The 5969-nt window shown below is 32.8% G+C and carries 6 protein-coding genes and 1 pseudogene; 1 reads left to right on the forward strand and 6 read right to left on the reverse strand.

Features of this window, described 5'->3' with window-relative positions:
• From ACI3VO_RS04090 to ACI3VO_RS04115, 6 genes and pseudogenes are all read right to left on the reverse strand, one after another.
• Positions 1-232, reverse strand: a pseudogene (locus ACI3VO_RS04090) (hypothetical protein); the annotation flags it as partial.
• A 338-nt stretch (positions 233-570) separates the two neighbouring features.
• Positions 571-1638: an ABC transporter substrate-binding protein gene (locus tag ACI3VO_RS04095; protein WP_439756700.1), complete on the reverse strand. Its 1068-nt coding sequence runs from the start codon at positions 1636-1638 to the stop codon at positions 571-573.
• Positions 1639-1725: 87 nt separating this feature from the next.
• Complete coding sequence (locus ACI3VO_RS04100; RefSeq protein WP_439756701.1) at positions 1726-2406, reverse strand: ABC transporter permease; 681 nt, start codon at positions 2404-2406, stop codon at positions 1726-1728.
• 98 nt (positions 2407-2504) lie between these two features.
• On the reverse strand, positions 2505-3350 hold the full coding sequence (locus ACI3VO_RS04105) for an ABC transporter permease (RefSeq protein WP_439756702.1): 846 nt from the start codon (positions 3348-3350) through the stop codon (positions 2505-2507).
• A gap of 19 nt (positions 3351-3369) precedes the next feature.
• Positions 3370-4422, reverse strand: a complete 1053-nt coding sequence (gene potA / locus ACI3VO_RS04110) for a spermidine/putrescine ABC transporter ATP-binding protein (protein WP_439756703.1) — start codon at positions 4420-4422, stop codon at positions 3370-3372.
• Positions 4423-4498: 76 nt separating this feature from the next.
• Positions 4499-5038: a helix-turn-helix domain-containing protein gene (locus ACI3VO_RS04115; protein WP_439756704.1), complete on the reverse strand. Its 540-nt coding sequence runs from the start codon at positions 5036-5038 to the stop codon at positions 4499-4501.
• 452 nt (positions 5039-5490) lie between these two features.
• Between ACI3VO_RS04115 and ACI3VO_RS04120 the strand changes: the two genes are divergently transcribed.
• Positions 5491-5969: flavodoxin family protein (locus ACI3VO_RS04120; RefSeq protein ID WP_439756705.1), on the forward strand; the 479-nt coding region annotated here is incomplete at its 3' end.

A 5969-nucleotide genomic window follows, 5' to 3' on the forward strand; every position in this document is an offset into this window, starting at 1 on the left:
TTTTATTTACCTCTGGATGCCCACATTTAGGGCATTTAAGACCTTTTTTAAATCTACCTTCTAAAATCTTGTTTTTTCCATCTGTTTCATCATAAAAACCTAAATTATATAAATTTTTTAATATTTGTTGAGCTAAAGCTATTAAAGAACTCAATTCTTCTACATTTAAATTACTCACCATTGACTTAATACTTTTAGAACTAAACATATTTGAATGTTCTTGTCGAAACATATTGTACTCCTTTCTTAATTTTAGGCAATTCATAATGCTAAATTGAAATAAATCCCTAATATTAAATATATTTACTTAAATTGAAATTACTGGTTATATTATGTCCTTATAAGATTTATTTCATACATATTTATCACAAAATCCTTAAATATATGTATAATGGTTCTGAGATGGATATATAAGCTTTAGTAGAAATTGCATCACTGATAAAGATCTTCGTTCACACACAAAAAAAAAGATGCCCAAAAATTTAATTCTAAGCATCCTCTTTATAAAAAACCTGTAGCTTCGCTAAATTTGAAGCTCCGCTTGTATAGTCTTAACTTATATTTTCAAAATTAATTAGTCTTTATTTCAGTCCAAGCGTCATCATATAATTTTAAAACATCATCTGTAAGATTTAAGAAAGTTTCAGCCTTTTCCAAAGTTTTTTCATCTGGATAAGCAACTGGTGAATTCTTCATTTCGTCGTCTAATAAATCATATGCGCCTTGGTTTGGTGTAGAATATTGGATATAATCTACATTTTGTTTTGCATTTTCAGGGTCTAACATGAAATTAATAAATTGTTCTGCATAATCCTTGTTTTCAGCAGATGTTGGTATACACATTGCGTCTACCCACTTATTTGTTCCTTCTTCTGGTATTGCATAAGCTAGGTCAGGATTGTCCTTTATCATAACTAGAGCATCTCCTGAGTAAACTACTGCAAGCGCTGAATCTTCATCCACGATTCTATCTTTACCGTCGTCATTTACATACGCTTGAACTAATGGTAATTGTTTTATTAATTCATCTTTTGCTTGATTTATTTCATCTTCATTATCTGTATTCATAGAATAACCTAATCTCTTAAGAGATATTCCCATTGTATCTCTAACTGAGTCTAACATTAAAACTTGGCCTTGACCGTCAATTTGATATTTTTCATCCCATAATACATCCCAGCTCTTAGTATCTTCTTCATCTACTACTTTTGTATTGTAGATTATACCAAAAGTTCCCCATAAATAAGGTACGCTGTATTTGTCGTCTGGATCGTAAGCTGGGTGTTTGAAAGAATCCATTATTTGTGAGTAATTTGGTATATTGTTGTAATCTATTTCTTGTACCATTTCTTCACTTATTAATTTATTTACCATATAATCTGATGGGAAAATTAAGTCGTAATTTGAAGAACCACTTTTTAATTTTTGGTACATACCTTCATTAGTGTCGTAAGTTTCATACACTACTTCTATTCCTGTTTCTTCAGTAAACTTCTTAGTTAGATCTGGATCTATATAATCCCCAACGTTGTATATGTTTAGAACTTCACTAGATTTTTTAGAACCTCCACATCCAGCTAATATACTTGCTGTCATGACAAATGTACATGCTAATGCAACTAATTTTTTTAACTTCATTATTAGAAACCTCCCTTATTTATCAAAAATTTATTTATTATTTTTAATTTTATTCCAATTTCCTGATCGTCATCCATCTAGCACAGCCTAGTTTTCGACAGCATCCTTTTTATTTCCAATTACATTAGAAGTTATAAGTAATGCTAAAACTACGACAAACATCAATGTAGAAAGCGCGTTTATCTCAGGGCTTATACCTCTTCTTGTCATTGAGTAAATTTCTATTGATAAGTTTGTCACACCGTTTCCTGTTGTGAAGAAACTTATTACAAAATCATCTATAGACATCGTAAACGCCATAAGCGCCCCAGATATTATACCTGGTTTTATTTGAGGTAAAATTATTTTTCTAAGTGCGTACCATGGTGTCGCACCTAAATCAAGAGCTGCCTCTTCTATATTTGCAGGTAATTGTTTTAATTTTGGTAAAACAGATAGTATTACATATGGTATATCAAACACCAAGTGAGATAAAAGCATCGTAGTCATACCAAAATTTACACTTAAGAACACAAACAATGTCATCATAGACACCCCAGTTACGATATCTGGGTTTAAAACAGGCAGATAGTTTACATTAAGCAGGATATCTTTTTTTCTGCCGTTTCTCATTTTGTGTATCCCGATAGCCGCTATAGTTCCAACTATAGTCGATATAATTGTCGCCAAAACTGCAACCAGCAATGTATAGTAAAGAGCCGTCATCATTCTCTCATTTTCAAATAAAGTGTGGTACCAATCTAATGTAAAACCGCTCCAGACAGCCATGGATTTTGAATTATTAAATGAAAATATTGCTAAAGTAACTATTGGTAGGTATAAAAATACGTACACCAAAAATAAATATCCGTTTGAAAAAATTTTCTTTATAATAGTAATCCACCGCCTTCCTTGTCTGATCCGTTGCTGTATTTATTCATTATTGCCATAGAGATAAGTATTATGATCATCATGAATATTGATATTGCTGATCCAAAATGCCAATCTCCTACTGACATGAATTGTTGTTCGATTAAGTTTCCTATTAAGTAGTATTGTCCTCCACCTAGAAGCTTTGATATTACGAATGTTGATACTGCTGGCATGAACACCATCGTAATCCCTGATACTACACCAGGTAAGCTAAGTGGGAATATTACCTTTGTGAATACTTGGACACCATTTGCTCCAAGGTCCTTTGCTGCGTTTATTAAATCTTGGTCCATTTTTGATAGAGCTGTGTGTATTGGCAGTATCATAAATGGTAGGAAGTTGTAAACCATACCTAATAAAACAGCTGTGTCTGTGTATAATATATTTATAGGTCCAAGGCCTATAGCTCCAAGTAGAGTATTTATAAATCCGTTTTTTCCTAAAAGAGCTGCCCAAGCGTAAGTTCTAAGTAGGAAATTCATCCACATAGGCAATATGCAAAGTAGAATAAGTGTCCCTCTTCTGCTAGGTCTTGCCTTAGTGATTAAGTAGGCTGTTGGATATCCTACGATTAAACATAAAACTGTAGATGAAACCGCCAAAATAAGCGATCTTTTGACAACCTTGAAGTACATTGGCGCTAAAAACTTTTGAAAATGCTCTAATGTGAACACATAGCTGCCGTTTACTTGTGTTGTGAAACTGAAGAAAACTATTAATATTAAAGGTATTACTATAAAAAGCGCACTCCATATAACGTAAGGAGTTGCTAATCTTGATTCAGATTTTTGTCTTTTCATTATCATTCACCTCGATAAATTATTCGTCGATTACCTTTCTCATTATATGTATATCTTCAGGGTATATGTCCATACCTAGCATACTTCCTTCTTCTGCCATTTTTGTGTTGTGAAGATACCAAGTTCTTCCGTTTTCTTCTACAGTTATTTCATAGTGAACACCTTTAAACACAACAGATGTCACTAGTCCCTTTATCATTCCCTTTTCTGGGTCGACCATCTTGATGTCCTCTGGTCTTATTACTACTTCTATATTTTCGTTTTGTTCAAATCCGAAGTCCACACATTCAAATTCTCTATCACAGAATTTAACCTTGTAGTCTTCAAGCATAATTCCATCTATTATATTACTTTCTCCGATAAATTTCGCTACAAATGAGTTCTTAGGTTCGTTGTAGATGTCTTCTGGTGTACCCATTTGTTGAATTTTACCTTTGTTCATAACTACGATTGTGTCTGACATTGTAAGAGCTTCCTCTTGGTCGTGTGTTACGAATACGAAAGTTATCCCTAATTTTTGTTGGATTTTCTTAAGCTCTCTTTGCATTTCTTGTCTTAATTTCAAGTCAAGTGCCCCTAGAGGTTCGTCTAAAAGAAGTACCTTTGGCTCGTTAACTAGCGCTCTTGCTATGGCGATTCTCTGTTGTTGTCCACCACTTAGAGAGTCTACTGATCTCTTCTCGAAGCCTTCAAGTGCCACAAGCTTTAGCATTTCCTTGACCTTAGTGTCTATTGTTTTTTTATCCATCTTCTTTATTTTTAGCCCAAAAGCTATATTTTCATACACGTTCATATGTGGAAATAATGCATATTTTTGGAAAACTGTATTTACCTGTCTTTGATAAGGTGGTATGTCGTTTACGTTTTTCCCTTCAAACATCACTTCACCTACATCAGCATGCTCAAAACCAGCTATTATCTTTAAAGTAGTTGTTTTCCCGCATCCTGAAGGTCCTAATAAAGTTAAAAATTCGTTTTTCTTTATATCAAGGTTTAAATTATCTAGTACAACAAGATCGTCGTATTGTTTTGTTATATTTTTTAACTCGATAATATTTTCTGAATTTGCCATAATTTTCTATACACCTCTTCTCTCACTTTTGTGTCTATATTTATAGATTTTTCTCATATTATGTCACATCATCACTCTAAAAAGACGGCGGCGTACTTACCCATATCACCCTTGCCTGAGTCTTTCCAGGATTTGATATATAATGATTCATTCTAGGCTTGAAATAAAAGCTCTCACCCTTTTTCACCTTATTAACTCTGTCACCCAAGTGCAGTAAAATATTTCCAGCAATCACATATCCGAATTCCTCTCCCTCATGTGGCTTTTCTTCCTTATATTGTCCCCCTGGATGCAAAGTTATAATAATCGGTTCCATCATATTCTTTTGCGAATTTGGAATCAACCATTTCAAATGGTATTTTAACTCCTCATCGTCTGTCTCAAACATATCTTCCTTTTTAAAAGTTATTCTCTCTGGGTCTATCTCATTAAAGAATTCCCTCAAATTCGTCCCCAAAATCTCCAAAATATCGATCAAAGTCGCTATCGATGGAGATGTAAGGTTGTTTTCAAGTTGCGATATAAATCCCTTCGAAAGCTCACATCTGTTGGCCAATTCTTCTTGGGTTAACTGCTTTTCCATACGCATACTCTTTATCTTACTCCCAATATCCATGCTTAGGCCTCCCATATTTATAGTTTCTAAATTCTTATTAAAAGTAAACTTTTTTCTTATATTGTTAAACTCTTTTTATTTATTTCTAAACTTAAAGTTTAAAATTACTAAACTAACATTGATATTATATAGCAATCACAACTAAAATTCAATGTTTTTGTAGAAAAAACATATTTTTAATATAAAAGATAAAAAATACTTAAATCTCAACGTTTTTAAGGTTAAATTTTCCTATTTATGTTTATAATATTAATCTCATAATTTAGTATATGTAATTTTTTTGATTAATAAATATTTTTTGTGATAAAATAATTTTTTTGAAAGCAATCCTCTATCCTTATTATTCCCAAATTTCTATTTTTTATATAACCGTGTATTTTCCATAAAATAACTGATATAATAATATTTGTATTTCAAAAGCAACAATTCATATCGAGGAGGGGTATTAATTTATGAAAGTTTTACTAATAAATGGAAGTCCAAAGAAGGAAGGATGTACTTACACAGCTTTAAGCGTAGTCGCTAAAGCACTAAATGAAGAAGGCATAGAAACTGAAATATTCCACGTTGGAAACAAACCAATCGCAGGATGTATGGGATGTGGATTCTGCAGAAAAACAGGAAAATGCAAATTCGACGACACTGTAAACGAATGTATTCCTAAAGCAAAGGAAGCAGACGGAATCATAGTCGGATCTCCAGTTCACTACGCATCTGCATCAGGTATGATAACTTCATTTATGGATAGATTGTTCTTCTCATCAAGTGCAGCTCTACAATACAAACCAGCTGCAGTAGTTGCAAGTGCTAGAAGAGCTGGTACTACAGCAACTTTAGACCAATTATCTAAACATTTTACAATATCTAACATGCCTTTAGTAAGCTCATGCTACTGGAACATGGTTCACGGAAACACTCCAGAAGACGTTAT

Source organism: Intestinibacter sp. (assembly GCF_051866655.1).
Classification (GTDB): domain Bacteria; phylum Bacillota; class Clostridia; order Peptostreptococcales; family Peptostreptococcaceae; genus Intestinibacter.

What these genes read in the sequence shown, in the direction of transcription:
- ACI3VO_RS04115 (WP_439756704.1), bottom strand. Translation starts at nt 5,038, where the DNA reads ATGGATATTGGGAGTAAGATAAAGAGTATGCGTATGGAAAAGCAGTTA.
- ACI3VO_RS04095 (WP_439756700.1), bottom strand. Translation starts at nt 1,638, where the DNA reads ATGAAGTTAAAAAAATTAGTTGCATTAGCATGTACATTTGTCATGACA.
- potA (WP_439756703.1), bottom strand. Translation starts at nt 4,422, where the DNA reads ATGGCAAATTCAGAAAATATTATCGAGTTAAAAAATATAACAAAACAA.
- ACI3VO_RS04105 (WP_439756702.1), bottom strand. Translation starts at nt 3,350, where the DNA reads ATGAAAAGACAAAAATCTGAATCAAGATTAGCAACTCCTTACGTTATA.
- ACI3VO_RS04100 (WP_439756701.1), bottom strand. Translation starts at nt 2,406, where the DNA reads ATGGCTGTCTGGAGCGGTTTTACATTAGATTGGTACCACACTTTATTT.